The organism is Streptomyces sp. NPDC000075, assembly GCF_040301925.1.
Classification (GTDB): Bacteria; Actinomycetota; Actinomycetes; order Streptomycetales; family Streptomycetaceae; genus Streptomyces; species Streptomyces polychromogenes.
Window position 1 is genome coordinate 1 of the sequence record NZ_JBEPFL010000061.1, and the last position, 26,766, is coordinate 26,766.

22 protein-coding genes and 2 pseudogenes are annotated in these 26,766 nt (G+C 74.7%); 10 read left to right on the forward strand and 14 right to left on the reverse strand.

Features of this window, described 5'->3' with window-relative positions:
* Window positions 1-209: 209 nt before the first annotated feature.
* Window positions 210-875, reverse strand: coding sequence for a DUF4360 domain-containing protein (locus tag ABT403_RS37790; RefSeq protein WP_344158235.1), 666 nt, complete (start codon window positions 873-875; stop codon window positions 210-212).
* 258 nt (window positions 876-1,133) lie between these two features.
* On the opposite strand from ABT403_RS37790, the gene ABT403_RS37795 reads away from it, so the two are divergent.
* Complete coding sequence (locus ABT403_RS37795) at window positions 1,134-2,102, forward strand: nucleoside hydrolase (RefSeq protein ID WP_344158232.1); 969 nt, start codon at window positions 1,134-1,136, stop codon at window positions 2,100-2,102.
* Here the strand turns inward: ABT403_RS37795 and ABT403_RS37800 are convergent.
* A complete protein-coding gene (locus tag ABT403_RS37800) occupies window positions 2,099-2,920 on the reverse strand; it encodes a helix-turn-helix transcriptional regulator (RefSeq protein WP_344158970.1) in 822 nt (273 codons plus the stop codon). The two genes, ABT403_RS37795 and ABT403_RS37800, sit on opposite strands and share 4 nt — an antisense overlap.
* A gap of 141 nt (window positions 2,921-3,061) precedes the next feature.
* Between ABT403_RS37800 and ABT403_RS37805 the strand changes: the two genes are divergently transcribed.
* Window positions 3,062-4,477: an MFS transporter gene (locus ABT403_RS37805; protein ID WP_344158229.1), complete on the forward strand. Its 1,416-nt coding sequence runs from the start codon at window positions 3,062-3,064 to the stop codon at window positions 4,475-4,477.
* 234 nt (window positions 4,478-4,711) lie between these two features.
* Here the strand turns inward: ABT403_RS37805 and ABT403_RS37810 are convergent.
* The 4 genes and pseudogenes from ABT403_RS37810 to ABT403_RS37825 form a co-directional block, all read right to left on the reverse strand.
* Window positions 4,712-5,479 (reverse strand): annotated as a pseudogene (locus ABT403_RS37810) (IclR family transcriptional regulator); the annotation flags it as partial.
* 860 nt (window positions 5,480-6,339) lie between these two features.
* Window positions 6,340-6,918: an RNA polymerase sigma factor gene (locus tag ABT403_RS37815; protein WP_344158226.1), complete on the reverse strand. Its 579-nt coding sequence runs from the start codon at window positions 6,916-6,918 to the stop codon at window positions 6,340-6,342.
* 402 nt (window positions 6,919-7,320) lie between these two features.
* A complete protein-coding gene (locus ABT403_RS37820) occupies window positions 7,321-7,953 on the reverse strand; it encodes an NADPH-dependent FMN reductase (RefSeq protein ID WP_344158968.1) in 633 nt (210 codons plus the stop codon).
* A 289-nt stretch (window positions 7,954-8,242) separates the two neighbouring features.
* Entirely contained in the window at window positions 8,243-9,244 is a 1,002-nt protein-coding gene (locus ABT403_RS37825; RefSeq protein ID WP_344158224.1) for a glycine-rich domain-containing protein, read from the reverse strand.
* A gap of 260 nt (window positions 9,245-9,504) precedes the next feature.
* Between ABT403_RS37825 and ABT403_RS37830 the strand changes: the two genes are divergently transcribed.
* A complete protein-coding gene (locus ABT403_RS37830) occupies window positions 9,505-10,605 on the forward strand; it encodes a mechanosensitive ion channel family protein (RefSeq protein ID WP_344158221.1) in 1,101 nt (366 codons plus the stop codon).
* Window positions 10,606-10,736: 131 nt separating this feature from the next.
* Window positions 10,737-12,254 carry a glutamate synthase subunit beta gene (locus ABT403_RS37835; protein ID WP_344158218.1) on the forward strand — a complete coding sequence of 506 codons (1,518 nt, stop codon included), beginning with the start codon at window positions 10,737-10,739 and terminating at the stop codon, window positions 12,252-12,254.
* Here the strand turns inward: ABT403_RS37835 and ABT403_RS37840 are convergent.
* Window positions 12,251-12,730 carry a cupin domain-containing protein gene (locus ABT403_RS37840; protein ID WP_344158215.1) on the reverse strand — a complete coding sequence of 160 codons (480 nt, stop codon included), beginning with the start codon at window positions 12,728-12,730 and terminating at the stop codon, window positions 12,251-12,253. The genes ABT403_RS37835 and ABT403_RS37840 overlap by 4 nt on opposite strands.
* A gap of 89 nt (window positions 12,731-12,819) precedes the next feature.
* On the opposite strand from ABT403_RS37840, the gene ABT403_RS37845 reads away from it, so the two are divergent.
* Window positions 12,820-13,452 carry a TetR/AcrR family transcriptional regulator gene (locus ABT403_RS37845; RefSeq protein ID WP_344158212.1) on the forward strand — a complete coding sequence of 211 codons (633 nt, stop codon included), beginning with the start codon at window positions 12,820-12,822 and terminating at the stop codon, window positions 13,450-13,452.
* Here the strand turns inward: ABT403_RS37845 and ABT403_RS37850 are convergent.
* Window positions 13,400-15,709: a family 20 glycosylhydrolase gene (locus tag ABT403_RS37850; protein WP_344158209.1), complete on the reverse strand. Its 2,310-nt coding sequence runs from the start codon at window positions 15,707-15,709 to the stop codon at window positions 13,400-13,402. The two genes, ABT403_RS37845 and ABT403_RS37850, sit on opposite strands and share 53 nt — an antisense overlap.
* Window positions 15,710-15,937: 228 nt before the next feature.
* On the opposite strand from ABT403_RS37850, the gene ABT403_RS37855 reads away from it, so the two are divergent.
* Window positions 15,938-16,852, forward strand: a complete 915-nt coding sequence (locus tag ABT403_RS37855; RefSeq protein WP_344158206.1) for an alpha/beta fold hydrolase — start codon at window positions 15,938-15,940, stop codon at window positions 16,850-16,852.
* Here ABT403_RS37855 and ABT403_RS37860 read toward each other — a convergent pair.
* Complete coding sequence (locus tag ABT403_RS37860) at window positions 16,842-17,912, reverse strand: cation diffusion facilitator family transporter (protein WP_344158203.1); 1,071 nt, start codon at window positions 17,910-17,912, stop codon at window positions 16,842-16,844. The two genes, ABT403_RS37855 and ABT403_RS37860, sit on opposite strands and share 11 nt — an antisense overlap.
* A 229-nt stretch (window positions 17,913-18,141) precedes the next feature.
* Between ABT403_RS37860 and ABT403_RS37865 the strand changes: the two genes are divergently transcribed.
* Entirely contained in the window at window positions 18,142-19,179 is a 1,038-nt protein-coding gene (locus ABT403_RS37865) for a methyltransferase (protein ID WP_344158200.1), read from the forward strand.
* A gap of 21 nt (window positions 19,180-19,200) precedes the next feature.
* Here the strand turns inward: ABT403_RS37865 and ABT403_RS37870 are convergent, their stop codons facing one another.
* On the reverse strand, window positions 19,201-19,749 hold the full coding sequence (locus tag ABT403_RS37870; protein WP_344158197.1) for a hypothetical protein: 549 nt from the start codon (window positions 19,747-19,749) through the stop codon (window positions 19,201-19,203).
* A gap of 203 nt (window positions 19,750-19,952) precedes the next feature.
* On the opposite strand from ABT403_RS37870, the gene ABT403_RS37875 reads away from it, so the two are divergent.
* A complete protein-coding gene (locus ABT403_RS37875; protein ID WP_344158194.1) occupies window positions 19,953-20,621 on the forward strand; it encodes a hypothetical protein in 669 nt (222 codons plus the stop codon).
* Window positions 20,622-20,667: 46 nt separating this feature from the next.
* Here the strand turns inward: ABT403_RS37875 and ABT403_RS37880 are convergent, their stop codons facing one another.
* Complete coding sequence (locus ABT403_RS37880) at window positions 20,668-20,937, reverse strand: hypothetical protein (RefSeq protein WP_344158191.1); 270 nt, start codon at window positions 20,935-20,937, stop codon at window positions 20,668-20,670.
* An 8-nt stretch (window positions 20,938-20,945) separates the two neighbouring features.
* Window positions 20,946-22,709 (reverse strand): S8 family serine peptidase, encoded by a 1,764-nt coding sequence (locus tag ABT403_RS37885; protein WP_344158188.1) that lies wholly within the window; start codon window positions 22,707-22,709, stop codon window positions 20,946-20,948.
* A gap of 575 nt (window positions 22,710-23,284) precedes the next feature.
* Here ABT403_RS37885 and ABT403_RS37890 point away from each other — a divergent pair.
* Window positions 23,285-24,433, forward strand: a pseudogene (locus ABT403_RS37890) (alpha/beta hydrolase); the annotation flags it as partial.
* Between the two features lie 114 nt (window positions 24,434-24,547).
* Here ABT403_RS37890 and ABT403_RS37895 read toward each other — a convergent pair.
* On the reverse strand, window positions 24,548-25,324 hold the full coding sequence (locus tag ABT403_RS37895) for an SDR family NAD(P)-dependent oxidoreductase (protein ID WP_344158966.1): 777 nt from the start codon (window positions 25,322-25,324) through the stop codon (window positions 24,548-24,550).
* 108 nt (window positions 25,325-25,432) lie between these two features.
* Window positions 25,433-26,017 carry a TetR/AcrR family transcriptional regulator gene (locus tag ABT403_RS37900; protein ID WP_344158185.1) on the reverse strand — a complete coding sequence of 195 codons (585 nt, stop codon included), beginning with the start codon at window positions 26,015-26,017 and terminating at the stop codon, window positions 25,433-25,435.
* 152 nt (window positions 26,018-26,169) lie between these two features.
* Between ABT403_RS37900 and ABT403_RS37905 the strand changes: the two genes are divergently transcribed.
* A complete protein-coding gene (locus tag ABT403_RS37905; protein ID WP_344158182.1) occupies window positions 26,170-26,604 on the forward strand; it encodes a CBS domain-containing protein in 435 nt (144 codons plus the stop codon).
* The last annotated feature ends 162 nt before the right edge of the window (window positions 26,605-26,766 follow it).

Here is a 26,766-nt window from a genome sequence, read left to right on the forward strand (position 1 = left end):
CGCGCCCGCGGTGCGCGCGGGGCGGGCCTCCTCGACCGCCCGGAGGGCGGCGCCCGCGACGGCGGGCTCCGCGCCGGGGCGGGGCGAGTCGAGGGCGGCGCGCACCACCCGGGAGGCCGGACTGCTCTGCGAGTTGCTCATGGACGCCATGCTAGGGAGCGTCTCTGACAGTCCCCCGCCCCCGGTCCACGAGGGGTCCGGCGGCGGTGTCAGCGCCGCTGGGGGCAGGCCTTCCAGGAGAAGTGGTACTTGGTGTTGATGCTGCCGTCGGTCGAGTCCATCGTCAGGAAGCTGGTGGTCCGGGCGGTGTCCGACGTGCCCGCCCGGGCGAGCAGTTCGGTGTTGATGTTCAGGTTCCGCTTCGCCCCGCAGGGGTGGAAGACGAGGGCCTCGACGGGCACGGTGTCGGAGATCTGCCAGCCGCCCTGGAGGGGGCCGCGCAGGGTGTGGGTGCGGCTGGCGGTCTGGGACATGCCCTGGAAGTAGTAGCTGGCCTTCTGGTCGGCGGTGGCGCCGTTCTCCAGGCTGGCGAAGCCGCGGTAGTCGGCCTGGGCGATGGCGAACGTGTAGCCCTGCGGGACGTTCAGGCTCAGGCCCAGCTGGCAGTTCCTGCGGAAGTCGGTCGGCTTGGCGCCGAGGCCGACCTGGGCCAGGTACTCGCTGTAGGTCACGGTGAAGGCGGTGTTGTCCGGTGCGACGGCCACGGCGGCGCTGCCGGGGCGGCAGCCCGAGCCGTTGACCTGGACCACGTCGATGGTGATCTGCTCCGGGGGCGCGTAGGACGGGCCCGCTCCGGTGGCGGCCCCCGCCGAGGGCGTGAGAGCGGCGGCGGCGAGCGCGGCGGCCGCGCCGGCGGTGAACACCGTTCTGAACATGGGGAGTCCTTCCGATCGCTGCTGGGCGTGATCGGCTCGAACCGTTCCACACCGGCCGGGCCCGGCCGCGCAGGCGCGGCAGCGGCGACCCCCGGGGGCCCGCCGGGGCCACCCGGCCGGGGGAATCGTCCGAACATCGCCCCGATGCGCCTGTATGCGCCACCGGTCCCGGCGTTTTGGCGCACAAGTGGCGGCCCGGACGTCCCCTCGGCGGCAGACTGGGGCGGGTCAGCCGCCCCCACCGGGAGGAACCGCCCCGTGCCCGTCCCGATCATCCTCGACTGCGACCCCGGACACGACGACGCCCTCGCCATCATGCTGGCGGCGGCCGACCCCGCGGTCGACCTGCTCGCCATCACCACGGTCGCCGGGAACCAGACGGTGGAGAAGACCACCCTCAACGCCCGCCGGGTGTGCACCGTCGCCGGGATCACGGACGTGCCCATCGCCGCCGGGTGCGGGCGGCCGCTGCTCCAGCCGCTGGCGGTCGCCGACGACGTGCACGGCGAATCCGGCCTGGACGGGCCGCGGTTCCCGGCGCCCACGGTCGGCGTGGTGCCCGGGCACGCGGTGGAGCTGATCCACCGGATCCTGACGGAGCACCCGGAGCCGGTGACGCTGGTGCCGACGGCCCCGCTCACCAACATCGCCCTGCTGCTGACCCGCTACCCCGAATCCGCCGCCCGGATCCGCGAGATCGTGCTGATGGGGGGTTCGACGGAACGGGGGAACCGGACGCCGGCGGCCGAGTTCAACGTGTACACGGACCCGGAGGCGGCCGACGTCGTCTTCCGCAGCGGCGTGCCGGTGACGATGTGCGGGCTCAACGTCACCCACCAGGCCCTGGCGACACCGGAGATCGTGGCCCGCTTCGAGGCGCTGGGCACGGAACTCGGCTCCGTCTGCGCCGGGTTGCTGACCTACTTCGCCTCCGCCTACAACCGGCTGTGGGGCATGCCCCATCCCCCGCTGCACGATCCCGTCGCGGTGGCGCGGGTCATCGATCCGGCGATCGTGGAGTGCGTGGACGCGTACGTCGCGGTGGAGCTGCGGGGCACCCACACGCGCGGGGCCACCGTCGTGGACCCGCACGGCTACCTGGGGCGGCCCGCCAATGCCCGGGTGGCCGTCACCCTGGACCGGGAGGCGTTCTGGGACCGCATGGTCGGCGCCGTCGCCGCACTCGGCGCCGCCCGCCCGGGAGCCGCCGGCGGCCCGGCTCGCTAGCCCGCGACCGGGTACATCAGCCCCCGGCGGCCCTCCGGCGAGGTCAGCCATTCCAGCTTCTCGGCCGTGTCCGTGCCCGGCAGCGGGGTGTGCAGGACGATCGCCAGGTCGGGGCGCGCCGGTACGCGCAGCTGGGTCGACTCCACGTGCAGGGTGCCGACGACGGGGTGTTCCATCCGTTTGCGGAGCTGCCCGGCGGGGCGGACGTCCTGACGTTCCCACAACTGCGTGAAACGGGGGCTGAGTTCCCGCGCCTGTTCCAGGACCGCCTGGAAGCCCTCGTCCTCGGGGTGTTCGGTGCAGGCCGCCCGGAACTGGGCGACGACGTCGACGGCGATCTCCTCCCAGTGCGGGGAACGGGCCATGTAGACGGGGTCGGTGAAGAAGGCGACCAGGCAGTTCTGCACGATCTCCGGGCGCATCCCGAGCACCAGCGAGGCCGCGTCGTTGTACATCACGGTGTTCCAGTAGACGTCCATGATGTGTGCGGGGAAGGGCATCCAGGCGTCGATCAGCCGCTGGAGCCCCTGGCACATGTCCCGGTCGCCGGGGGCCACTTCGAGGGCCGGCGGGTTGAGTCCGGCGAGCACGTACAGGTGGCGGCGCTCGGCGCTGGTCAGCTTGAGCACGCGGCTCACGGCGTCGAGGACCTGCCCGGACACCGTGATGTCGCGGCCCTGTTCCAGCCACTGGTACCAGGACACCCCGACCCCCGCGAGGACGGCGACCTCCTCGCGGCGCAGCCCCGGCGTGCGGCGGCGGGCCCCGCCGTCCGGGAGTCCGGCCTCGGCCGGAGAGATCCTGGCACGCCGGCTCATGAGGAACTCCCGCAGTTCCGTACGGCGGTTGCGGTCGATCGGCGTGGCCACGGATTCCCCCTGTCGGGCAGCCTGGTGGTGGTGCCAACAGGATAAGTTCCCACTCTTCACGACCGGCGCCGGGCCGCGAGGGTGGTGGCCATGACGACAGACACCCAGACCCCCGTGGTCACCGGGCCGCGCACGGCGGCCCCCGAGGACTCCCGGCTCTCCGGCCGGGCCCGGCTGGTCCTCTTCGTGCTCTGCGCCGCGCAGTTCATGGTGGCGCTCGACTTCTCCGTCCTGAACGTGGCCCTGCCGGTCCTGGGCAGGGACTTGGACCTGAGTCCGTCCGCCCTCCAGTGGGCGGTGACCGCGTTCACCCTGCCGTCCGGCGGGTTCCTGCTCCTCTTCAGCCGGATCGGCGACCTGTACGGCCGCAAGAAGCTGTTCCTGGCCGGTCTCGCGGTGTTCGGCGCGGCCTCGGTGCTCGCCACCCTCGCCTGGAACCCGGCGGCCTTCCTGACCGGGCGCGCCCTCCAGGGCCTGGGGGCGGCCGCCATCGTCCCGGCCGGCATGTCCCTGCTGACCACGACCTTCCCCGAGGGGCCGCTGCGCGACCGGGCGCTGGGCATCTCCGGCATGCTGCTGTCGCTGGGATTCACGGTCGGCATGGTCCTGGGCGGGGTCATGACCGACACCCTCGGCTGGCGCTCGACGATGGGCCTGCTGGCGGTCGCCGCGCTGCTCGTGCTGGTCCTGGCGCCCGGTCTGCTGGGCGAGTCCCGCACCCCGGAGCGGCCGCGGCTGGACGTGCCGGGGGCCGTCACCGTCACGGCCGGTCTGCTCGCGCTGATCTACTCCCTGTCGACGGCGGCCGACCGGGGGTTCGGCGGGACGGACGTGCGGGCCGCGCTGGTGGCCGGGCTGGTGCTGCTGGCCGTGTTCGCGGTGGTGGAGTCGAAGTCGGCGGCCCCGCTGGTCTCGCTGCCGATGCTGCGGCGGCGCACGGTCGCCTGGGGGAACGTCGGCGGGCTGGTGACCTTCTCGATGATGTCGACGGTCATCTTCGTCCTGACCCTGTACCTCCAGGAGACGCTGGGGCTGTCCTCCTTCCTGACGGGCCTGGTCTTCGGCGTCCAGGGCATCGCCTCGGTCCTCGCCGGTTCGCTGGTCCCCCGGTTCGTCGGCCGCTTCGGCGCCCGGCGCACCCTGGTCGGTTCCCTGGCGGGGCAGGCGCTGTTCACGGCGGCGCTGCTGGCGGTGGGCCCGGATTCCGGCGCGCTGGTCGCGACGGTCGCCGTCTCGCTGGGCAGCATGTGCCACCTGGGCGCGATCATCTCGTACGGGCTGACCGTGACGAGCGGGGTGCCCGACGAGGAGCAGGGTCTGGCCACCGGTCTGGTCACCACCACCCAGCAGGTCGGCCTGACCATCGGGATCCCGCTGCTGGGCGTCCTGGCCACGACGCGGGCCTCGCTCTTCGACGGGGTGCGCACCGTTCTGGCGGTGGACGCGGCTCTGGTGGCCGGCGCGGCCCTGCTGGTGGCGGCGGGCCTCGGGCGCCGCAAGGCCTGAGCCGTACGAGCGGGGCCCGGTCCGGGACGTCCGGACCGGGCCCGCTCGGCTTTTCGCCCCGCCGTCCGGCGGCGCGGAAGGCGGCGCCGCCGGCGGGGCGGAGGGTGCGGGCTAGACGGTGGTGGAGAGGACGGTGCCGCCGAGCGCGGAGGGCGCGGCCGGTTCGGCCTGGGCCCGGCGTGCGGCGCGGGGGTCGAAGGCGGGCCGGGCCGGGGCGGGCCGGGCGCTTCCGGCGACGATCAGGGCCAGTAAGACCGCCGCGGCCTCGCTCTGCAGGATCCGGGCGGCCTGCCGGAGCCGGGCCGGGTCGGGGACCGGGATCGACAGGGCCACGCATTCGGCGTTGGGGCCCGCCGTGATCGGTACGGCCGCGCAGACCGTGCCGACCGCGTACTCCTGGAAGTCGAGGAGGGGGGCGTTGGGCCGGCGGGTGTCGAGCTGGTGGAAGAGGGCCTCCTGGGTGGTGACGGTGTGGGAGGTGAAGCGGGACATCTCGTGACGGGCGAGGTGGTCCTTGCGGTCGTCGTAGTCGAGCTGGGTCAGCAGGGCCTTGCCGACGGCGGATGCGTGGGCGGCCGAGCGGAAGTCCACCCATTCCTCGACGGCGGGTGCGCCCGGCCCGTCGGCGTACTGGGTGATGGAGACCTCGCCGTCCGCGTAGCGGGCGACGTACACGGCCGCTCCGACGGCGTCCCGCACCCAGGCCAGGGTCTCGCGCAGGTGCCCCCGGCCCTCTCCGCCGGCCGCGTCGGCCAGCAGCAGGGCGTGGCCGGCCACGTAGGCGTCCGGGCCGGTGGGGGTGGCGAGGTTGGCGCGGACGAGCTGTTCGGTCGCCCGGGCCAGCACCAGCTGCGGCAGCTTCGTCTCGCGGGCGATCTGGGTGAGGCTGACGCCGCCCGAGTAGCGGTTGATGACCTCCAGGACACGCAGCGCCTGGTGCACGGAGGCCAGCGCGGCGGGAGCCGAGCGGCCTTCGGGGGTCTTGCGGGCGGCGTGCGTCAGCTGCGGCTGTTTGAGGGCGTCCAGGGCCCACGCGTTCGCCTCCTCCGTCAGGTGCGCGGGGTTGAGGCGGGCGTGCCGGGCGACGGCCACGGCGACGGGCGGGCTGGGGGTGATGATGTCGCCGAGCTCCGGGTGCTCCTTGCGGGGGCGGCCCGCGACGGCCTGGCGCAGGCGCGCCGGCAGCCGGTAGGGGGGCCGGACGGCCCGGCCGGGGGCGGGGGCCAGGCCGGTGAGGTCCTGGGTGCTGATCGGCGGCGAGGTCCAGATGACCGAGGCGCCCAGGGTGTCCTCCAGGTTGTCGGGGATCTGGGGCAGCGGCGGCAGGTGTTCCTCGGCGGGCAGCAGGCGGGCCTGCTGCTTCCAGTGGCGGGCCGTGCGGACCTCGGCGCGGGCCAGGTGGTGGAGGTAGAGGCACTGGGCGGCGGTCCGCGACCCCGCGCCGGCGGCGTACTGGAACCAGAACTGCGCGGCGTCCAGCCGGTCCGTGAGGTGCAGGAGGCAGCCGAACAGCAGGGCCGAGTCCACGCCGTGGGGCCAGGACTTGGCCTGGAGGGCGAGTTCCGCGAAGTCCCGGCTCTCGGCCAGGGACCACGTCAGGTCGTCCAGACAGCGCGCGGCCCGCACGTGGCAGGCGGCGTCCAGCACCAGGTCGTCCCAGGCGGTCGCCGCGGCCCGGGCGGTGTCCGTCCCGGCGGCGGTGCCGATCGCGGAGCGGGCCCGGTCGGCGACGATGCGGCGGGCGACCCGGCGCTGGGCGGCCCCCTCGTCGTAGCCCGCGTACTCCTCGGCGAGCACCGCCGCGTTCTCCAGGGCCGCGTCCAGTTCGCGCAGCGGCATGTCACGGTCAGCGGGCATGTCGCTCACTGGTCCTTCTCCTCTCCGGGGATCCAGTCCACCCCGAGCTTGCGGGACAGGGTTCGGCGTGCGCCGCGGACGTGCGACCGGACGGTCGCCGGGGAGATCCCCATCATCCGGGCGACCGTGTCGGAGTCGTTGCCCAGCAGGAAGGCCAGCAGCACCACGTCGTACTGCCGCTCGGACAGTTCGGCGATCGCCGCGTAGAGGCCGAGCTTCGACTCCAGCAGTTCGAGCCGCTCCCTGGAGGAGCGGCGCAGTGCCGAGAACCATGCCGTCTCCACCATGGCGACCTGGCGGCCGAGGGCCGCCAGGCGCCGTTCCACGTGTTCGCGCAGCACCGCCCAGGCGAAGCCGTGGAGACTCGCTTCCTTCAGCGCCTGGCGCCACACCTTCAGCAGGAAGGTGAACACGTCGTCGACGACTTCCTCCGCGTCCTTGGCGTTGCCCAGTTGCAGGTGGGCGTAGCGCAGGTACGCGCGGTGCTGCTGGGAGTGGAACGCGGTGAAGTCCACCGGGAGCACGCCCGCCAGTTCGCTGGAGACCGTCTGGTCCCCGGATGGGTCGAACTCGCCTTCACTCATGCGTTCCCCCACCGTTGCTCGTCGCCGCCCGGGTGGGCGGTGGGTCGCCGCGGGTGCGCGGGCACCCAGGTCACGTCGGTCGAATGGACCTCTCTTGGGCCGCAGCGGACCGGGGTGGCGTCTATCAGCACGAGGGTGACGGTGTCGGCAGCGTTCACGTCGGGTCGGAACCTTCCAAGTGGCTTGTGAGTAGCGGGCCGCCTCCCCCGTTTCCGGCGGCCGTGGAGCGACAAGCTCCCCCCACTCACCACCCCATCGGAAAAGGTGCCTGATCGTGCAGGCCGCCTTCGGAAATCTTCCGGAAGAGTCGCATCCGACTTCGCGCGCGCCCCCCGCACAGCAGCGCACGCCCCGCCTTCGGGTGAAGGCGGGGCGTGCGTTGACGGACGGGCGCGGGGCGGTTCAGTCCTGGGCGCGGGCGGTGACCGGCGCGTCGGTCCGGTCGCCGAGGAACTCGTACCAGCGGCGTTGCAGGCACAGGTAGCGGGTGTCGGCCTCGGCGAGGTCGAGGAAGGAGCCGACGGTCGACGCCAGGCGCTCGCCCAGGCCCCGGTCGGCGAGGGCGCCGTCCTCGGTGAACTCCTGGTGGGCCGCCGCGAGGCTGAACATGTCGGGGTAGACCCGTGCGCCGAGGTGCTCCAGCGGGACGCGCAGCGCCCACAGGCCGCGGTTGCCGCCCACCATCGACGGGGAGGCCGACACCAGCAGGACCTGCTTGTCCTTGAAGGGCTGCGGCCGGACCCGGGAGACCCAGTCGACGGCGTTCTTGACGGGCCCCGGGACGGACGCGTTGTACTCGGGCGAGGCGATGACCACGGCCTGCGCCGCCTCGATCCGCTCGCGCAGCGCCAGCGCGCCCGGGGGCACGCCCTCGTCGGCCTCCAGGTCCCCGTCGTACAGCGGCATCGGGAAGTCCCCCAGCAGCGCGGGCTCGGCGGTGGCCCCGGTGCGCACGACCAGTCCGGCGACGAGCGCCGCCAGGCGCGCGTTGACCGAGCCGGTGCGGGAGGACCCGGAGAGCACGAACACGTGCATCGAGGCGCGGCCGGCGGGGTGTCCGTCGTGCGGGCGGGCCGGATCCGCGGGGAAGCGGTCCTGGTCGTTCGAGGTCACGGCTGTCTCCCTTTCCGGTGCGCCCCCCGGCGCCGGGGGCGGGGGTTCCCAGCGGACTGTACGGGCGCACCCGCCGCCCGGGCCGGGGCCGCGCGCGGGTCCCGCCGTACGTCACCCGGCTGCGCGGGGCGGGCGCGGGGCGCGCCCGCTCCCGGGCGCCGTGGGGGGCCGGGAGCGGGCGGTTCAGCGCCTTACCGACAGATTCAGCGCATTACCACCAGATGACGACGTATCCGTTGCCGCCGTCGCCGCCCGCGGAGCCGGGTCCCCGGCCGCCGGCCCCGCCGCCTCCCGCACCGCCGGCGCCGCCCGTGGCGGTCAGCGGGGGGAGGCCGACGATGCCGTCGGGGACCGCGGTGGCACCCGTGCGGCCCGGGCCCCCGTTGGCGCCGGGCAGGTTCACCCCGCCCGTGGAGCAGCTGCCTGTGCCGCCCGTGCCGGGGGCCCCGGGAGCTCCGGGGAGCGTGGGCGTGGCTCCGCCGCCTCCGCCGCCTCCCCCGCCGCCGCCGGCGGTGAGCAGCGTGGTGTTGGTCGCGGAGGCGGTGACGGTGCTGGCGGAGCCGCCGGAGCCCGCCGTTCCGCTGACGCCGGTGTCCCCGTCCGCGCCCCCGGCGCCGCCGTTGCCCGCCGAGCCGACGTCCACTCCGTAGTCGGTCAGCGGGGTGACCTTCAGGGCGCACCAGGTGAAGCCGCCCGCGCCGCCACCGCCGCCGGCGCCGCCGGGGCCGCCCAGTGCGTTGGAGCCGCCACCGCCGCCGCCCCCGCCACCGCCGCCCCAGGCCTGGACGAAGACCGAGGTGACGCCGGCGGGCGGGATGAAGGTGTTGTCGGAGGTGAACTGCCGCAGCCCGTGCGCGACGGGGGCCGGCCGCTTCTTCTGCGGGTGCTCGCCCTTGTCCTCCTCCCTCCCCCGCTCGTCGTCGCGGTCGTCGCCCCGGCCCGGGCCCGGGTCGCGGACCTGGCTCCTGGCCGGGGGCTGCTGCTGGGCCGGGGGCTGCTGCTTGGCCGCGGGCCGGTGCTTGGCGGGGGTCCGCTGCTTCCCGGGGGCGGTGGGCGCCGGGTTCTGGTCCGAGGGCTTGGGGCCGGCGGCGGTCGCGGCCGGTGCCGTCGCGACCAGCTGTCCGGTCAGGGCCGCCGCGGCGGCGAGGGAGGCGAGCAGGACCCGGGTGCGTGCCCGGGACCGGCGGGTCTCCTTGTGCGCGTGGAGGTTCATGAGCGCACATCCCACCGGATCCCCGGGGGCGCGGGCGGCGCGGCGGGGCCGGGCGTGTGGGCCGGGCAGGTGAGGAGTTCGCCGGGGCGGAGCAACTGCGGCCCCGCTGCGGGGTGCGCCGGGGCATGCGGCAGGATGACAGTCCGTTCGGAATGCGCACGTCCGCTCGAACGAGCCCCCGCACAACGCGACCTGACAGGTGACATGGTGACGACACGACACATACGGCGGCCGGCCCTCGTGCGAGCGGAGGCCGTGCGTTGACCCGGGACCTCGTGCTGCACGACTGGGTGGTGGCCGCGATCGCGCTGGCCTCGGGCGGCGCGGCCGGCCTGCTGCTGCGGGCGCTGCTGAAGTGGCTGGCCAAGCACGCGGAGCGGACCAAGTGGACCGGCGACGACATCATCGTCGACGCCCTGCGGACCCTCGCCCCCTGGGCCGCCGTCATCGCCGGCGCGGCGGTGGCGGGCACGGCGCTGCCGCTCACGTCGCGCGTCGCGAGCATCCTCAACCAGTCCCTGACCGCCCTGCTCATCCTCTTCGCCACGTTCACGGCGGCCCGGGTGGTCGCGGGGCTGGTCCAGTCGGTGGCGCAGTCCAGGACCGGGGTGGCCGCGTCCGCCACGATCTTCGTCAACATCACGCGGATCGTGGTCCTCACGATGGGCGTGCTGGTCGCGCTGGAGACCGTCGGGGTGTCCATCGCCCCGCTGGTCACCGCCCTGGGCGTCGGCGGTCTGGCGGTCGCCCTGGCGCTCCAGGACACCCTGGCCAACCTCTTCGCCGGGGTGCACATCCTCGCGTCGAAGACGGTGCAGCCGGGTGACTACATCCGGCTCAGCAGCGGCGAGGAGGGCTACGTCGTCGACATCAACTGGCGCAACAGCGTGGTGCGCAACCTGTCGAACAACCTGGTCATCATCCCCAACGGCCGGCTGGCCCGGACGAACATGACCAACTTCACCCAGCCGGAGGCGAAGCTGTCGCTCCTGGTCCAGGCGGGGGTCGGCTACGACAGCGACCTGGAGCACGTGGAGCGCGTGACCCTCGACGTGGTGGACGGCGTGATGGCCGACATCGAGGGCGGGGTCCCCGACCACGAGGCGAAGGTCCGCTTCCACACCTTCGGGGACTCGCGGATCGACTTCACGGTGATCCTGGGAGTCGGCGAGTTCAGCGACCAGTACCGGATCAAGCACGAGTTCATCAAGCGCCTGCACCGGCGCTTCCGGCAGGAGGGCATCTCCATCCCCGCCCCCACGCGCACGGTCTCGTTCCGCCCGGAGGAGGACCCCCGCGCGCTCGCCCCGGTCCCGCACCAGCGCGACGGCTCCCCGGAGGCCCTGCCGGTCAACCGCTAGCGGGGGCGGCCGGGGCCGGATGCCGGTTCGCCCGGACGGCGTAATCTGGGGGAAAGGTGATGTACGGCGTGCTTCGGGCACGCCGTACCGCGCCTCTCACCCTCTCGCACCCCGGGCCAGGGAGGCGGCGCGTGACCGATCCGTTCGGCTTCCTCAGGATCCCCCGCAGGGCCGTTCCGGCACGGCCCGTCGAGGAGCGGCTCGGGGACTGGCGCGAGGTGCACGCGGGGCAGGCGCTGCTGCCGCTGGTCAGCGAGCAGGCCGACCGCTGCATGGACTGCGGCGTCCCCTTCTGCCACACCGGCTGCCCGCTGGGGAACCTGATACCCGAGTGGAACGCCTACGCCGCCCGCTCCGACTGGTACGCCGCGTACGAGCGGCTGCACGCGACGAACAACTTCCCCGAGTTCACCGGCCGGCTCTGCCCGGCGCCCTGTGAGGACGCCTGCGTCCTCGCGATCAACGCCGACCCGGTGACCATCAAGAACGTCGAGCAGACGATCGCGGACGAGGGCCGGAGGCGCGGCTGGATGACCCCGCGCCCGCCGCAGCGGCGCGGCGCGCGGTCCGTGGGGGTGATCGGCTCCGGTCCGGCGGGCCTCGCCGCCGCGCAGCAGCTGACCCGGGCCGGGCACCGGGTGGTGGTCCACGAACGGGCCGACCGGCCCGGGGGGCTGCTCCGCTACGGCATCCCCGAGTTCAAGATGGAGAAGGAGCACCTCGACCGCCGGATCGAGCAGATGCGGGACGAGGGCACCTCCTTCGTGACGGGCTCGGACGTGGGCGGCGGCGAACCGGCCGACGCGCTGCGCGGCCGCTACGACGCCCTGGTCGTCGCGGTCGGCGCCGGGGAGCGCCGGGAGCTGCCCGTCCCGGGGCGCTCCCTGGGCGGCATCCACCAGGCGATGGAGTACCTGACCTGGGCCAACCGGGTGTGCGCCGGGGAGCTGCCGGTGTCCCCGGTGACGGCCGACGGGGTCCACGTGGTGGTCGTCGGCGGCGGCGACACCGGCTCGGACTGCCTGGGCACGGCCCTGCGGCAGGGCGCGCTGTCGGTGGTCCAGCTGGACATCAACCCCGAACCGGGGCCCGGCCGGGCCGACGGCGAGCCCTGGCCGGTGCACCCGCGGGTGTACCGGATCTCCCACGCCCACGAGGAGGCCCGCGGCCGGGCGGGCCGCGACCCGAGGCTGTTCTCCAGCGCCACCCTGCGGTTCGAGGGGGACGCCGGCGGCCGGGTGCGGGCGCTGCGGCTGACCGCCGTCGAGCCCGGGCGGCGGCCCCTCCCGGGCACCGAGCGGGTGATCGAGGCGGGGCTGGTCCTGCTGGCGCTGGGCTTCTCCGGGCCCGAGCGGGCCGGCGGGCTGCGCGAGCAGCTGGGGCTGGAGTACGACGGGCGCGGCAACTTCGCCCGGGATGCGGACTTCGCCGCCGCCGGAGGGCGCGCGCCGGGGGTGTTCGTGGCCGGGGACGCGGGGCGGGGCCAGTCGCTGGTGGTGTGGGCCATCGCCGAGGGCCGGTCGGCGGCCTCGGCGGTGGACCGCTACCTGACCGGCTCCACGGTCCTGCCCGCCCCGGTGGCGGCGCACGACCGCCCCATGACGGCGCTGGGACGCCTGCGCTACGGGTGCGACCCGGACACGTCCTAGGGCCGCTCCTCGTACCGGATGTGGTGGCGGGCGGCCACGGGGTTGATCTTGACGGGGTCCAGCTCCCCGTCGGTGAGCACGGCGGGCCCGGCCTCGATCAGGTCCTCGACGTAGCGCTCCCAGCCGCCGGGGGCGGAGATCTGCAGGACGCGCGGGGGCGGGTCGGAGGCGCGGCGCAGCGCGTGCGGGACGCCCCGGGGCAGCAGGGCGAAGGTGCCGGCCGGCGCGGAGTGGGTCCGGTCGTCGAACTCGATGCCGAGGACCCCGTCGAGGACGTAGACGCACTCGTCGGCCAGGTGGTGGGTGTGGCGGGGGACGTCCTTCGCGAGCGTCACCTCCATCAGCGACAGCCGTCCCCCGGTGTCCGCCGTCGAGGCCTTGACGGCGAAGGCGGGCGGCAGCGGGACGCGGCCCGGCCGGGCGGCCCCGGGCTCCAGCAGGATGAAACGGTCCTCCGGGCGGTCCTCTTCGGGCATGGCGCGGCCCCTCCTCACATGGCAGAATAGGAACCGGAATCCGATTCCGGTTCCATTTCGGTCTCAATGTACGCGGAGGAGCGGTCGTCTTGTCAACGCCCCCGGCACCGGGCGGCGGCCGTCGGCCGCGCGCCGACGCGGAGCGCAACCGGGCCCTGGTCCTGGCGGCCGCCCGCGCCCTGTTCGAAGAGCGCGGGGAGGAGGTGCAGATGCCCGAGGTGGCCCGGGCGGCCGGGGTCGGCATCGGCACCCTGTACCGGCACTTCCCCTCCAAGCGGGCGCTCGTGGAGGCGGCGGCGGAGCAGCGGTTCGCCGGGATCCTGGAGCTGGCGCTGACGGACTGCCTGCGCGAACCCGCGGCCGGCCGGGGGCTGGAGCGGTACCTGCACCACGTAGGCGGGGCCCTCGCGGGGAGCCCGGGCCTGACGGCCGCCGCCCTGTCCGCCACCGGCTCCTCCGCGCCCGCCGGACCGGCGCTGGGGCGCCTGGAGGAGGCCGTCGCCGCGCTCATCGAGCAGGGGCGGGCCGCCGGCACCCTGCGCGAGGACCTCGGGGTCCCGGATGTGTACATGATCGTCGGCGGGCTGTCCGCGATCATCCGGACGGGCAGCGGCGACTGGCGGCGCTTCCTCGCGCTGACCCTGGACGGCCTGCACCCGCGCGGGACCGTCAGCCGGTCCGCCACTCCTGGTACGGGGAGCCGTCCGCCGGCCGCTGGGTGACGGGGGCTCCGTCGGCGGCGGAGGCGGTGGTCAGCAGGAGGCCGCTGTGCCCGTTGGCCAGGGTCCGGCCGCCGTCGCCGAGGACGGTGGGGCGCCACCGCTGTCCGTCCCCGCCGTCGCAGACCTCCTGGACGACGGCGGCCCCGGCCGCGGTGGAGCCGCCGGCGACGGCCGCGCACAGCCCAGAGGCGCCGTTGACCAGGGTCAGGGTCCCGTCGGCGGCCGGGGTGATCCGCCACCGCTGGTTGGGGCCGCCGTGCGGGGTCCAGGTGATCAGCCCGGTGCCGGGGACCGTGGAGCTCGCGGGGTCGTCCAGGGCCTTGCCGGCCGCGGTGAGGGTCCGGGGGGCGTCCGGCTGCGGGCCGTAGACCTCGAACTCGTAGAGGGAATACCCGTATCCGGTCCCGCGCTGGGTGGCGTACACGCGGACGTAGCGGCCGGACCCGGTGAGGCCGGAGAGGTCCTGGAGACCGCCCCCGCCCGTGGCCGTGGAGTAGACGGTGCGCCAGCCGGCGCCGTCGTCGGAGAGCTGCACCTGGAAGGCCTTTCCGTACGCCGCCTCCCAGCGCAGCACCACCCGGGCGACGTCACGCACCGCGCCCAGGTCGACCTGGAGCCACTGCGGGTCCCGGTACGCGCTGGACCAGCGGGTGCCGGGGTCGCCGTCGGTGGCCGCGGCGGCCGGGAAGGCGGCGGTCTCGGTGCTGGAGGCGGTGGTCGGGCGGCCCTGGGCCAGGTTGCCCGCCTGACCCGTGCCCGGCCAGGCGGGGTTGTGGCCGACGGCCGCCGCGATCGGGACGAAGTCGGCGTAGGCGGCGGCCGGCTTCGGGGAACCCCAGGTCTGCTGGGCCAGGGCGCGCAGCGGGTACATGATGCCCGCGGCGATCTGCCCCTCCGTCTCGGCGGCGGGGGCGTCGCACCAGACGTGGAGCAGTGAACCGGGGTTCTTCGACGGGTCGGAGAGGGTGGCGCCGCCCTCGAACCGGTCCGGGGTCCAGGTCTCGTACATCCACCTGGTGTCCGGTTTCGCCCCGCCCAGCACGTAGTAGGTGGGCGTCCAGGAGGCGTTGGCGACGGTGTGCCCGGCGGCGGCGAGCTGCTGGGGGGTGAGGCCGTAGGTGTACCAGTACTCGACGAGGATGCCGGGGTCCGGGCGCAGGGTCCCGTCGCCGGACTTGATGCCGTCGTTCCACATCCGGGTGGTCTTGCCCGCCGCGCGCACCAGCCCGTCCGACCAGTTGACGAACCCGTAGTAGGTGTCCTTGGCGGTGGCGTTCGCCCCGTAGTGGGCCCGGGCGTAGCTCAGTAGCTGCGGGTACTTCGCGTAGTCGGTGACGTACTCGTCCGCGCCGATGTGCCAGTACGGGGCGGGGAAGAGCGGCAGGTACTCCTTCAGCAGGTCCCCGACCAGGGCGTAGGAGGCGGGCAGGGAGAGGTCGATGAAGTCGGGGCTGACGGCCCCGGTGCTGCTCTTGAGCCGGAGTTCGGGGTGGGCGGCCAGGACGGCGTTCATGTGGCCGGGGGTGTCGATCTCCGGGACGATCACGACGTGGTACTTGCGGCCGAGGGCGACGAGGCCGGCGACGTCCTGCTTGGAGTAGTGGTCGGCGGAGACGATCTCGGGGTGGCTGGAGCTCTCCAGGCGGAAGCCGAAGGTGTCGGAGAGGTGGAAGTGGAAGTAGTTGAGCTTGAGGTAGGCGAGCTCCTTGATGTGCTGCTTCAGCCAGTCGACGGTGAAGAACTTCCGGCCCTGGTCGACCATGAGCCCGCGCTCGGGCTTGGCGGGCCAGTCCACGGCGGTGCCGGCGGGCACGGTGGCGGACCGGTGCAGGAGCTGCAGGACGGTGCGGGTGCCGTAGAAGGCCCCGGCGGGCGTCGCGGCGCGCAGGGCGAGGGTGTCCGAGACGGTCATCCGGTAGCCCTCGGCGGGCAGCGTGCTCTCGCCGAGGGCGAGGGAGACGTCACCGGGGGCGGGGGTCCCGGTGGTGACGGCCACTGCGCGGCCGGCGAGGGCGCCGAGGTCCTCGGCGAAGGTGGCGGCGTCCTGCGCCAGCAGGTCCGCCGAGGCGGGGTCCACGACGATCCGGGAGGCGGTGGTGAAGGCGTAGGCGCCGGAGCCCGGGGTCCATTGGCGCAGCGCCGGAACCGTCCGGGGCGCCGCCTCCGCGGCCGCCCGGGCGGGTCCGGCGGTGACCCCGGGCAGGGCCAGGGCGAAGACCGCGCAGGCGGCGGCGATCAGGATCCTGAGCAGACGCATGGCGGCTCCAGCCGGCCGGGGACGGGGGTGCGGCGCTGTCCGTGGTGCGTGCGCGCACCAGTGCAGCGTGAGCCCGCTCGCATGTCAAGAGGTGCTCGGAACCCGGGCGTTGCGCGCAGACTCGCGCAGGATCCGGGGTGATCCGCCCTCCGGCGGTCCCGTCCCGGGGAGGGGACACGCGGCGGCGGGAGCGGCCCGCGCGGCACCCGCGACGTGTACAACCGACCCATGACAGCGGTGAGTGAGCACAAGGCCGTGGACGTGGGCCCCTCGGGCATCGAGATCGCCTACGAGCGCCTCGGCGACCCGCAGGCGCCGCCCGTCCTGCTCGTGATGGGCCTGGCCCTCCAGATGCACGGCTGGCCCGACGGGTTCTGCGCCGAGCTGACCGGGCGCGGGATGCAGGTGATCCGGTTCGACAACCGGGACTGCGGCCTGTCCACGCACTTCCACGACGCGCCGGTGCCCGACCTGCCGGCGGTGCGGCGCGGGGACCTGTCGACGGTCTCCTACGACCTGTCCGACATGGCCGCCGACACGGTGGGCCTGCTGGACGCGCTGGGGCTGGTGAGCGCGCACGTCGTCGGCCTGTCGCTGGGCGGGGCGATCGGGCAGACGATGGCGATCGAGCATCCCGGCCGGGTGCGCTCGCTGACCTCCCTGATGTCCACCACCGGCGCCGCCGGCGTCGGCCGGCCGGACCCCGGCGTGCTGGGGGTGCTGGCGGGGCCGCCCCCGGCGAACCGCGCGGAGGCCGTCGAGCGGACGGTCCGGGCGGTACGGGTCATGGGCTCTCCGGGCTTCCCGTACGACGAGGCCGCCGTGCGCGAGCGCGCCGCCCGCGCCTTCGACCGCGACTACGATCCGCTCGGCGTCGCCCGCCAGGCCGTGGCCTGCCAGGCCTCCGGCGACCGGACGGCCCGGCTGGGCGCGGTACGGGTGCCCACGCTGGTGATCCACGGCGCTGACGACCCGGTGTGCGACGTCAGCGGCGGGCGGGCCACGGCGGCGGCCGTCCCGGGCGCCGCGCTGACCGTCTTCGACGGGATGGGCCACGACCTCCCGCAGGCGCTGTGGCCGGAGTTGGCCTCGCTGATCACCGCCCATGTGGAGCGCGCCGAGCGGGCTCCGGTCAGCGGCTGACCCCGGCCCGCCCGGGGTGGGCGTGGACGTGGTCGGTGTGGACGGTGGCGGCCGTCATCCGGGGGATCGCCCGGATCAGGGCGCCTTCCGCCGCCACCGCCAGCCCGTGGGCCTGGACGACGGTCAGGTGGGGGCCGACCACGATGTCCGCCTCGGCGCGCAGGGCGTGGCCGATCCAGCGCATGCGCAGCTGGCCGACGTCCAGTACGCCGTCCACCGCGCGCAGCGCGCGCTCGGCGGTGTCGACGAGCCCGGGGTCCACGGAGTCCATGAGCCGGCGCCAGACCTCGCGGGCGGCGCTCCCGAGGACCAGCAGGATGGCGAGGGTGATCAGCAGGCCCACGACCGGGTCGGCGGCCGGCCACCCGAGGGCGGAGCCGGCGGCGGCGGGCAGGACGGCAAGGGAGGTGAAACCGTCGGTGCGGGCGTGCAGTCCGTCCGCGACCAGGGCGGCCGAGCCGATCCTGCGGCCGGTGCGGATGCGGTGGCGGGCCACCCACTCGTTGCCGGCGAACCCGGTCACGGCGGCCGCGGCGACGGCCCACAGGTGGGTGACCTCGCGGGGGGCCAGGAGCCGGTCGACGGCCGCCCAGGCGGCGAGGGCCGCGGACGCGGCGATGGCCGCCACGACGAGGACGCCCGCGAGGTCCTCGGCGCGCCCGTAACCGTACGTGTACCGGCGGTTGGCGGCCCGGCGGCCGAGCAGGAAGGCGATGCCCAGGGGTACGGCGGTCAGGGCGTCGGCGGCGTTGTGGACGGTGTCGCCGAGCAGGGCCACGGAACCGGAGAGGCCCGCGATCAGGGCCTGGAGGACGGCGGTCGCGCCCAGGACGGCGAGGGAGGTCCACAGGGTGCGCATGCCCTCGCGGGAGGTCTCCATCGCGGCGTCGACCTTGTCGGCGGCCTCGTGGCGGTGGGGGGTGAGCAGGTGCGCGAGCCGGTGGCGCGCCCGGGCGGCGGGGGCACCGGGGCGGGCGTGCGGCTGGGCGTCGTGGGTGTGGCCCTCGTGGGCGTCGTGGGCGTGGCCGTGGGTGCCGTGGGTGTTCCGGTTGCCCTCCATGGGTCCACCGTGGCACACGGAACCCGTTGCGGCTACGGCCGTCGTACCCACCGTGACCAGGTGCGACGGGCTCGCAGTTGCGTGCGGGCGGCCGTCCGCGCCGCTCCCGGCCGGAGTCTGCCCTGAAGTCGGCTTGACGGCGGGCGTCCGCACCGGAAACCCCCCGGCCGCCGGCGCGCGCGGGTCACCATGGCGGTGCGGTACCCCCTGAGACGACAGGAGCGCGCCCGTGACCGGACCCGACGCATCCCCCGACGACCACCCCCTGGCCACCTCCGCTCCCCCGGTGCTGCACGAGGTGATGTTCGGACACGTCCACGCCGCGGCCCTGCGGGCGGTGGCCGTCCACCGGATCCCCGACCACCTCGCCGACGGCCCCCGCACGCCCGGGGAACTCGCCGGACTCAGCGGCACCGACGCCGCCGCGCTGCGCCGCGTGCTGCGGCTGCTCGCGGTCCGGGGACTCTTCCACGAGGACGAGCGGGGCAGGTTCCGCCTGGAGCCCGCCGGGCAGCCCCTGCGGACCGGCGTGGAGGGCTCGCAGCACGCCGGCGTGCTGATGATCACCGACCCGATGTTCACGCGGGCCGCCGCCGAGCTGCCGCAGACCCTGCGCGGCGGACGCTCCTCCTTCGAGCTGGCGTACGGGACCCCGTTCTTCGACCACCTGCACAAGTCCCCCGAGGACCGCGCCGTCTTCGACTCGGGCATGGCCGCGCTGTCCGGCCGCGAGGACGAACTCGTCGCCCGGAGCTACGCGTTCCCCGAGCGGGCACGGGTGGTCGACGTGGGCGGCGGCCGGGGCGGACTGCTGCGGGCGGTGCTGGACCGGGGACCCGGGCTGGACGGCGTGCTCTTCGACCGGCCCGCGACCGTCGCCGAGCACCTCCTGGACGGACCCGCGCGGGAGGGGCGGTGGCGCACCGAGGGCGGGGACTTCTTCGAGGCCGTTCCGCCCGGCGGGGACTTCTACCTGCTCAAGCACATCCTGCACGACTGGAGCGACGAGGACGCGCTGCGCATCCTCGGCTCGGTCCGCCGCGCGGCGGCGGCCGGAGCGCGGCTCCTGGTCGTGGACGCGGTGCTGCCCGGGGGCGGGGTGCCGCATCCGGCGGTGGAACTGGACATCGTGATGCTGATGGCCGTCGAGGGGCGCGAGCGGACCGCCGCCGAGTTCGAGGGGCTGCTGTCGCGCGCGGGGTTCCGGCTGCACCGGATCCTGCCGACGGGCGCGCTGCCGTCGGTGATCGAGGCGGTCGCGGTGTGACCGGCGCCCGGCCGACCGGGGTCACAGGACGGCGGTCACGAGCGGGAAGAGGAGCGCGGCCGCCACGCTGAGCACGGCCACGGCGGCCAGCCCGGCCAGTGCGGCGATCAGATGGGCCTCCCCCTTCCCCGCCCTGCCCCGGCGGGCCCAGAGGAGCAGCCAGGAGGCGAGGGTGAGGAAGGGGACGAGCAGGAACCCGGTGACGGCGCCGGCGTGCCCGACCGCCGGGCCGGACGGTTCGTACGCCTTCCCCCGGACGATCCGCACCGGTACGGCGCTGCCCGGCCGGTATTCGGCGGCGGCGCCCACCAGCAGGACCTCGCGGCGCGCGGCCCCGGCGCGTCGCGGGGTGTAGACGCCCTCGCACTCGGTGCCGCCCGGGTAGCCCTCCGCGTCGGAGGCCGCGTAGCACTCGGACACGGACAGCGTGCCGTCCACGGGCCGCAGGGCGAGGACGGCGACGAGCTGCGGTCCGGGCAGGAGCCAGACCAGCCACCCGGCGAGGGCGAGGACCGCCGCGGATCCGAGGAGGGCCAGGCCCCGGACCGTGTCCTTCGTTCCAGCTGTCACGTCTCCCCCTCCCGGGGATGAGCCATACCCCCGGCGGCGCCCGCTCTCACGTCAACCTTCCGGCGGGCGGGCGGAAGGGAGCGGCACCGCCCGATATCCGCCATATGCGGTAAGACGGCGTGAACTGCCCCCTGCGGCTCCTAGGATGGGGCCGCCGCGGCCCCGGGGTGAGGCAGCAGGGGCCCACATTCAGGGAGTTGAGCATGAAGCGGTTGCGTGTGCTGGTCGTCGCCGGGGTCCTGGCGCTGGGAACGGCGGGAGCGGGCACCGCCCAGGCGAGCCCGGCACCCCCGGCGGCGGCCTCGACCTGCCCGGCCGGGGAGGTCTTCGCCACCGACAACACCGCCGTCATCACCGATCCCGGCGATCCGCGGCTGAAAACACCCCTGATCCGCTTCGACCGCGAGGTACGGCGGATCATCGAGGCCAACGGCGCCTCGGCGGGGCGTTCGACCCTGCTGGACGGGGTGTTCTGGTCCGCCGACCTGAAGCAGACCACGTACGAGCGCTCGCGGGAGTTCGACGTCAACCGGGTCGGCCGGGACGGACTCCACCACATCGCGGGCGTCATCGCCAAGCAGTACCACCAGGAGTCGGTGCTGACCTTCCGCTGCCTGCCGCGCACCTCTCCGGAGACCGACTCGGTCGAGATCCGCGCCTCCGGCGTCAGCGCCGCCCGGCTGCGCGAGGCGCTGGCCGCCGACCCCCAGGCCCGCGAGGAGCTCGGCGGCGGGTCCGTCACCCTGGGGGGCCGGCTGATCCTGGTCGCCCCGGTCGCCGACCTGCCGCTCGCCCGGCGGTTCACCGCCGGCCTCGGGGTCGACTGGAACAAGGCCGAGGTCCGTTACGGCGACGGGGAGTTCGTCAGCTGACGCGCCGCCCCGGGACGGCGATGAGCCGCCCCGGGGCACCGCACGGCTAGGCCGGGCGCCGGCTGCCGGAGAGGGAGAGCGAGCGGACCCAGGGCTGCTCGGAGAGCGTCTCGACGTCCTGCCGCGAAAGGGTGCCCGTCAGTACCGTGCGCCCGCCGCCGGTGGCGTTCACCCCCGCCCGGCGCAGCTGTTCCAGCTGCGCCTGCGAGGGCGGCTCCGTGAGGCGGACGAGGACCAGCAGGTCACGGGTCCCGGGGTCGCCGTCCCCGGCGCCGACGGCCCGCCCGAGGGCGGCGTCGAGCTTGCTGTGGTCCACGTCGGTCCTCAGAGCTCGGTGGCGTCCAGGAGCCCGTGACCCCACTTGTGGTCGACGGCCCCCTCGGGAGCGCCCGGAATGGCCGCGTTGGCGTTCAGCAGGGACTTGAACGCGGCCGGGTCGCAGTGCGGATCGCGCTGGAGCACGAGCGCGGCGATCCCCGCGATGAACGGCGAGGCCATGCTGGTCCCCGCCATGACGACCTCGCGCTGACTGATGACGAGCGCCCTCGGCTGGTCGACGGCCTCCCGGGACAGCGAGGAGATGATCATGGCGCCGGGGGCGGTGATGTCCGGCTTCTGGGATCCGTCCCGCAGGGGTCCCTCGCTGCTGAAACCGGCGAGCTTCCCCAGTTCCAGCGAGGGCGCCCGCTCGGCGGCGCCGTCGATGTCCTTCCAGTCGGTGCGCGTGGTGAAGGCGGCCACGGTGATCGCCGCCGCGGCGGCCCCCGGCAAGCCGATCTTCATCGTGTCGTGCACCCCGGGACCGCTGAACTGCGGCTGGGGCCGGGCTTCGGAGTCGCCGAGGATCCACACGTCGACCCTGCCGTCGCCGTTCACCGAGTCGCCCCTCACCACCAGGCGCCACTTCCCCGGAGGGGTGTGCGGAGCATGGGGGACGGCGGTGTTCGGAGCCACCTCCACGAAGAAGTTGACGTCCCCGTTGTCCGGGCTGGGGCCCGGAGTGGTGATCTGGACCCTGCCGTCCGGCAGGTCGAACTCCACCGTCTCCTCCCCCGGCCCGAGTACGGGCTGGAAGGAGGTCGAGGCTCCCGACGGCGCGGCGATCGCGACCTCGAACCGGTCCGAGCCCGCGTACCACCCGTTGAGCCAGAACGTGTCGGGCTCACCCCGCCGGACGCCCGGGTGGCAGGGGACGGAGACGGCGGCGTCCTCGGTGACCGTGAGCTGCGCGTGGATGTCGTCCTCGCCCTCGTTGCCCGCGGCGCAGCAGACGATCCTGCCCGGTCCGGACTCCTCCGCGATCGCCTGGGACATCGGGTCGCTGCCGTCGTGCGCGTCGTGGTGCCCGCCCAGGCTGAGGTTCACCACCGCCGGCAGGCCCAGGTCCCGCGCCACGCGGAAGACGTACTGGATGCCGTCGGTGATGTGGGCGTCCTGGAAGTCGGTCTTGACCATCACCAGACGGGCCCCGGGAGCCAGGCCGTCCTTGCCGGCGGCGATGCCCGCGACGTGGGTCCCGTGCCCCTCCGTGTCCCGGGACGCGGTGGCCGCCCCGATGCCGGTGAACTCGACGCCGTAGCCGCCCTCCGGCACTCCGTCGCCGCCTTGGACCGTCTGGTCCCAGATCCGGTCGATCCGGCCGGTGAACGCCGGATGCCTCGGGTCGATACCGGTGTCGACGATGCCGACGACGACCCCCTTGCCGGTGAGTTCGGTGCGCGTGCGGAAGTCGGGCACGTGGACCTTGGCCTGCGCCCGGTCGAGGAGCGGGCGCAGCCGGGTGGCCGGCACGATACGCCGGACGCCCGGGTGGGCGGCGAGGTCCGCGAGGGAGTCCAGCGGGACGATGGCGGTACGGATCCGCTTGCCGCCCGCGTTGAGCTCGACGCCCTCCCCGAGGTCGCCGTCCAGGGGAACGTCGGGATCACAGACGAGCGAGACCACCACCCGCAGCGGTTTGGCCCGCTCCCGCAGCGAGACGAGACCCAGCATCCGGCCCGTCGCCGCCAGCGGGGAGCGTCTGCGGCCCTCCTGCTGGTACCGGGTGTAGGTGGCCGCCAGTTGGGGTGCGAGCTTGGTGTAGTCCATGGCCGCTTCTCCCTCGGAGTCGCCGGGATCCGGACGGACCGGCTTCCCCTCCACCCTGGCGCCGGACGGCCGGCGCCGATGGGCGACAGGCCTGCCGCCTCGTCACGTCACTCCATCGACGGGCGAAAAAACCATTCCCCGGACCGCCGCCCGGCCTACGCCGGGGTGGTGCTGGTACCACCTCCGATACGGGCAGTGGGGGGATCGTCCGGGCGTCCGCGTTCTCGGAGGATCGGGGTGTACCGAGAACGCTCTGACCGGGGGGAACCACCCACATGCACCTCTTCAGGAAGCCCGCGCGGTGGGCCACGGCCGCCGCCTGCGGGCTGCTCGCCCTCGCCGCCCTGCCCGCGTCCCCGGCGAGTGCCGCCGGGGTGAAGGGCGGCGCGTCCGCGGTGCCCGCGCGGTACGCGCAGCAGGCGCTCGACTGGCAGCCGTGCCAGTCCGGCGCGCTGGAGTGCGCCTCCATGACGGTGCCGCGCGACTGGTACCACCCGGGCACGGGGGCGGACCTGACCGTCGCGGTGTCCCGGCACCGGGCCGCGGACCCGGCCGCGCGGCGGGGCGTGCTGATGATGGCGGCCGGCGGTCCGGGGGCCTCGGGGCTGGGCCGGCCGGCGGGGCTGGCGGGATACTCACCGAAGCTGGCGGCCGCGTACGACATCGTCGGCTTCGACCAGCGCGGGGTCGGGGCCAGCACGCAGGTGGTCTGCTCCGACCAGGACGCGGTGGACGCCCTGTTCACCAGCGGCGACCTGCGCGACCGCTCCCCGCAGGCCGTGGACGCCACCGTGGAGCGGGCGCGGGACTTCGTACGGGACTGCGAGCGGCGGTCCGGCGACCTGCTCCCGTACATCACCACCGACCAGGCCGTGCACGACATGGACCTGTTCCGGTCCCTGCTCGGCGAGAAGAAGGTGTCCTACTACGGCCCCTCGTACGCCACCTTCCTCGGCGCCTACTACGCGACCGAGTTCCCGCGCCGGGTCGACCGGGTGGTGCTCGACAGCAACATCGGTTTCACCGGGAGCTGGCAGGACTTTCTGACGGGCCAGCCGATGAGCTTCCAGCGCCGGTTCGAGCAGGACTTCCTGCCCTGGCTCGCCGCGAACGACGCCACCTACCACCAGGGCCGGACCCCCGAGGAGGCCAAGGCCTCGTACGAGCGGCTGCGCAGCGCGCTGGGTGAGCACCCGCTGGACCTGGAGGGGACGACGGTCACCCCCAACCACCTCGACGCGGCCGCCACCTCCCTCATCTACAGCGGCGACCGCTTCCCCGACCTGGCGGTGCTGCTCGGCGTCCTGGAGCAGCCGCAGGCCGCCCCGCCGGCCGCCCGCAAGGCCCTGGCCGAGAAGCTGAGGCACCCGCTGGGGGCGCAGTTCGCGGCGGACTTCTTCTCCGTCATCTGCCAGGACACCCCGTGGAACCACGACACGGCGTACTGGGTGCGCCGGAGCGCGGCCGACGGTGCCGCGCACCCGATGGCCGGGGCCCGTGAGCTGACCTTCGCCTCGGTCTGCGCCTCCTGGCCGCGCTCCCGGGCGCCCCGGGTGGAGGTCACCGGGCGCGGACTGCCGCCGGTCATGATGCTCAACTCGCTCCACGACCCGGCCACGTACTACGAGGGCGCGCTGCGGGCCCACCGGGGGACGGCCGGGTCCCGGCTGATCACCGTCGGCGGCGGCGACCACGGCGTCTACCAGTCGCACAACCCCTGTGTGGACGCGTACGTCGAGGGCTTCCTCGTCGACGGCCGGATGCCGGCCGGGGACGCCTCGTGCGAGGGCAGGCCGCTGCCGGGCCCGGCCGCCGGCCGGTGGGCCCCTGCGCCCAGGTCAGGCGGAGGAGCCGCTGTCGACCACCAGGTCGGTGCCGACGACGGCGCCGGCCTGCGGCGACGCCAGGTAGAGCACGGCCGCCGCGACCTCCTCGGCCTCGGCGAGCCGGCCGAGGGGGTTCTCGTTCCTGATCCGCAGGGCGCGGTCGGCCTCGGTCTCGCCCGGGCGCAGCGACATGGGCGCGGCGGTGGCGCCGGGGCTGACCGCGTTGATGCGGACGCCGTCGCGGATGTGGTCGAGGGCGGCGGCGCGGGTGAGGGCGGCGGCGCGGGTGAGGGCGGCGACGGCCGCCTTCGAGGTGACGTAGGCGGCGGCGTTCGGGATGCGCGTGTGGGCGCCCAGGTTGGAGGAGACGTTGACGATGACCCCGCCGCCGTTCGCGCGCATGTGGGCGATCTCGTGCTTCATCGCCAGCCAGACGCCGGTGACGTTGGTGCGCAGCACGGCGTCCCAGTCCTCCTCGGCGATGTCGGCGGCGGGGACCGTGCCGCGCAGGATGCCGGCGTTGTTGACGGCCACGTCGAGCCCGCCGAAGCGGTCCGCGGTCTCGCGCACGAGGGCGGCGAGCCGGCCGGAGTCGGTGACGTCGGCGGGGACGGCGGCGGCGGTGCCGCCGGCGGACGTGATGAGGGCGACGGTCTCCTCCAGCGGGGCCGCGGTGCGCCCGGCGGCGACCACGCGGGCGCCCTCGGCGGCGAAGGCGAGGGCGATCGCCCGGCCGATGCCGGAGCCCGCGCCGGTGACGAGGACGGTCTTGCCGGTGAAGCGGTTCATCTTCGGTGACTCCCTTGAGGGCCCCGGAGGGCCCGTATTTGAACGATCGGTTCAGAATGAGGGCACACGGAAGAGGCCCCCGAGGGGGCGCCTTCGCGCGGGGTCCGGTCAGTCCAGCAGGGCCAGGGCCTGTTCGGCCGCATCCCGCACCCTGGCCGGGTCGTCGCAGGCCTTGCCGACGACCCGGACGCCCTGGAGCAGGACCAGCAGCATGCGGGCGAGCATGCGCGGGTCACGCCCTTCGGGCAGCTCGCCCTGGGCGCGGGCCCGGACGAGGGCGGAGTGCAGCAGGGTCTCGAAGCGGTCCCAGTCCGCCCCGACCCGGCGGGCGGCGGCGCCGTCGTGCGCGGCCAGCTCGGCGGCGGTGTTGGTGACGAAGCAGCCGGTCTGCCGCCGTCCCGGGGAGGCCGCCTCCGCGGCGAAGCGGCGGACCACCTCCCGTACGGCGGGCAGGGCCGGCCCCGGCCGGGACAGCTCGGACAGGAGCAGCGGGTTGTGGGTCTCGGCGTAGCGGTCGAGCGCCTTCAGGTAGAGCGCGTGCTTGCTGCCGAAGGTCGCGTAGAGGCTGGCGCGTCCGATGCCGAGGTGCTCGACGAGGTCCGCGACCGACGTCGCCTCGTAACCGCGCCGCCAGAACAGCTCGAGGGCCGACTGGAGGGCGGCGTCCGGATCGAATTCCTTGGTCCTGGCCACGTCGAAGATCATAGAGACATCTGGAACGAACGGTCAAGAATGATCGGGCGGTGCGTGCCTCCCGCTCGGCGCGCCGCGCGGGCCCATCCGTGCTGTGCTCGTAGGGAAAGGTGCACAAGCCGCGGAACCACTCGGAGAGCCAAGGAGGAACCATGACCAGGAACCTGCGGGCCCGGGACATCATGACCGAGGGTGTGCAGTGCGTCCGGGAGGACCAGTCCCTGCTGGACGCGTCGCGGATGATGCGCGACCTGAACGTCGGCTGCCTGCCCATCTGCGGGGACGACCAGCGCCTCCAGGGGCTGATCACCGACCGCGACATCGTCGTCAAGTGCTGTGCGGAGGGCAGGGACCCGGCCGCGATGAAGGCCGGGGAGCTCGCCGGGACGCTGCACTGGGTGGACGCCGACGGCAACGCCCAGGAAGCGGTGGACACGATGGAGATCCACCAGATCAAGCGGCTGCCGGTCATCGACGTGGCCGGCGGTCACCGCCTCATCGGGATGATCACCGAGGCCAATCTCGCGAAGAACCTCTCGGACGCGGAGATCGCGGAGTTCGCGGTCCGCGTCTACGCCGCGAACTGACCGGACCACATCCGCCGGCGGATGCCCGTGACCTCCCGCCGGCTCCCTCGTTGAACGAACCGGTCAGCGAAGTGGCAGTGGGGGGGGGGGGGGGCCCCAGCCCCCCCCCCCCCCCGGGGGGGGAGGGGGGCGGGGCGGCACCCCCCCCCCCCCCCGGGGGCC